This window comes from Candidatus Egerieousia sp., assembly GCF_056211015.1.
Map to the genome: position 1 here is coordinate 1 of NZ_JBAELF010000108.1, position 2707 is coordinate 2707.

General features: G+C 44.7%; 2 protein-coding genes. Both read right to left on the reverse strand.

What is annotated here, in order from left to right:
• Nucleotides 1–553 precede the first annotated feature (553 nt).
• Nucleotides 554–775, reverse strand: coding sequence for a DUF2795 domain-containing protein (locus AC06L3_RS07480; protein WP_475669995.1), 222 nt, complete (start codon nt 773–775; stop codon nt 554–556).
• Nucleotides 776–986: 211 nt separating this feature from the next.
• Complete coding sequence (locus AC06L3_RS07485; RefSeq protein WP_475669996.1) at nt 987–2555, reverse strand: serine hydrolase domain-containing protein; 1569 nt, start codon at nt 2553–2555, stop codon at nt 987–989.
• Between the last annotated feature and the right edge of the window lie 152 nt (nt 2556–2707).

Consider the following 2707-nt stretch of genomic DNA (forward strand, 5'->3'; position numbering starts at 1 on the left):
CTCCGCAGGCTTCAGAACCGACACGCAGATAGTCTCAAAGCAGAAAATGAAAAAAATCATCAACGATACGAAAAATAATCAGGCAAAAGAGGACAGGGAGTAGAAATAGCTACAAAATTGTAAAATCAGAGAAGCCCCAAATCGCTAATACAGCGGTCTGGGGCTTCGATATCTCAAAAGTGAAGTGTCAAAGATGAGAAATTACACGAAACAAAGTGCACAAAATTGAAAAATATCTATACATTTGAGTGCATAAAACTTAAACCATCATTTCTGCAAACGAATCCGCAAACGAAACTGCAAACGAAAATTTCATTATTTCTTTTGTAATCTCTTGTATTTCACATCATTAGGATTAGCTCCTCTCGTTTGCACAATTTCGTTTGCAGCCACCAATTCTGCAAACAAACGCGTTTTTCTGTGTATTTTCAGCGTTTTTCAGCACATTTTGCGTTCAAATCAAGTATGAGAAACGGGTAAAATAACAATCGGACAAACAAATTCAATTTGTTCATCCGATTGATTATAAGATATTTAAGTCTACTATAGACTCTTAATACTCCTCCTCGTTGAAGAAGAAGTCCTCCTTGCTTGGGTAGTCGGGCCAGATTTCCTCTATGCTGTCGTATGTTTCTCCGTCGTCCTCCAAGTCTTCGAGGTTCTCAATCACTTCAAGTGGAGCGCCTGAACGTGTAGCGTAGTCAATCAATTCGTCCTTGGTTGCAGGCCAAGGTGCATCCTCAAGTTTGGATGCAAGTTCCAGTGTCCAATACATACTTGTAATCCTTTAATTTATAGAACTTTATAATCGTAGAATCCCTTTCGGGTTTTGCGCAAAGGTATAATAATATTTCAATAATCCTAACGATTATTTCAATCATTTCAATATCCGGCTTATAATTTTCAGTGTATATAGCCACTCAGCTTTGACTGATTCCGCTCAACGTTTAATGGCCCTGTATTCGAGTAACAAAAATGTTATAAACTTATTTCACCTTCACAAACTCTCCGAAAGGATCGCCGGTGTCAAAGCTCAGTGATTTGACTTTGTTACCATCGGCAGTGAAAGAAAGTTCATAGAAGTCGGCCCACTCGCCAGGTACTGTGAAGAGGAAGGTGTTGCCGTTCTTGTGGCGGAGAGGAGCGTTAACCTCCCTTACGCTGAAGAACAGGGTATCGTTCTGCATATAAACCTTTGCAGGACCCCATACATCGTCCAGCTTGTATTCGCCAACGTATGCCTTGTTATCAAGTGGAGCTATGGAATCAACTGCAGGCTCAACTTCAGGCTCTCTTTCCTTGAAAAGATAGCCGGTGAATGACTCCCATGCCTTTTGATAGTTCTCAGGATGCTTGACACCATAGTACATATCTATGAGGTCACGGGCAATGGCTGCCTGTGGAGCGCCTGTGGTACCATTGTTGGTAAGGAATACGAATCCGAGATTCAGGTCAGGAACGAATCCAACCAGAGTCGTGTAACCGTATGCAAGGCCTGAGTGTCTGATGTAGCGTCCGCGATTGTTCTGCTCTATGGTCCATGCCTGACCGTATGCCTCCATTGCATCCTCGCTGTAATCGGTTATGGTCTGAGGGGTCCAGAGCATCTTGTGATTAGCCTCGCTCACAACGGTATCACCCTCGAACACTCCATGATTCATGTGCATCATAACCCAGTGGGTCATATCCTCGGCGGTGGTGACAACAGCGGCTGCAGGAGCAACAGCATTGAGCCATATCCAGCCACCCTGACGGTCATCCCTTCTGGTGAGCTTTATTTCATTGGCCCCTTCGGCCTTTGACATTGCGTATGGATGGGCAAGAATACCATTGTTAAAGAGCGAGTCATCCCAGAAAGCGTATTTTACTGTTGTGGAGTTGTTCATTTTCAGAGGCTTGTAGATTCTTTCCGCCAGAGCGTCCTCCCAGCATTTGCCTGTGTATTTCTCAATGATCTGTGCGGCAACGCTGAACATTTCGTTGTTATAACCGTAGGTGGTCCTGAAACTGTAGCTTGGCTTGATTGAGGCGAAAAGCTTTACCATACCGTCGCGGTCAAAACCAAAGAAAGGACAGCCGTCAAGGGCATTCCCTTCAAAACCTGTCCTGTGGCACATTATGTCCCTTACCTGGAACTCTTCAGTAGCCCATTTGTCATAAAGTTTGAAATCAGGGAGATAGTTCCTTACCGGGGCATCCCATTTGATTTCAGGGTATTCGTCCATTACATTGGCAAGCAGGGCGCTGGTGAACGCCTTGCTGGTTGATGCAAGAATGAACTTTGTCTGCGGAGTTACAGGCGCAGCCTGGTTCAGTGAATCTTCAAGGACAGAGTTGCCGAATCCCTTGAGGAACACAACCTTTCCATCCTTTACAACGCCAACGGCCATTCCCGGTACTTTCCACTCGTCGATGGCTCTCTGGCAAAGTGCGTCAAAAGCCTTTTCATCAGGCAGTGACTGATAATACTTCTCAGAAGCGCTCCTGTTATTGCAGCATCCTGCAAAAATGCTGATGGCCGCCGCCATCAGCATTAATGATTTAAATGTTCTCATATGGAATTATTTAACTCAAGTTTCGCAAGTGATTCAGGCCGCTGCTCCGGCCAGATCGAGCCGGTCGAAGGCTAGCTTCACTGCTTTGATTTGATCGTTGTTGTTTATTACGTTTTCAATAAGTTCGAACGGATCACAGGCTATGAACCCTG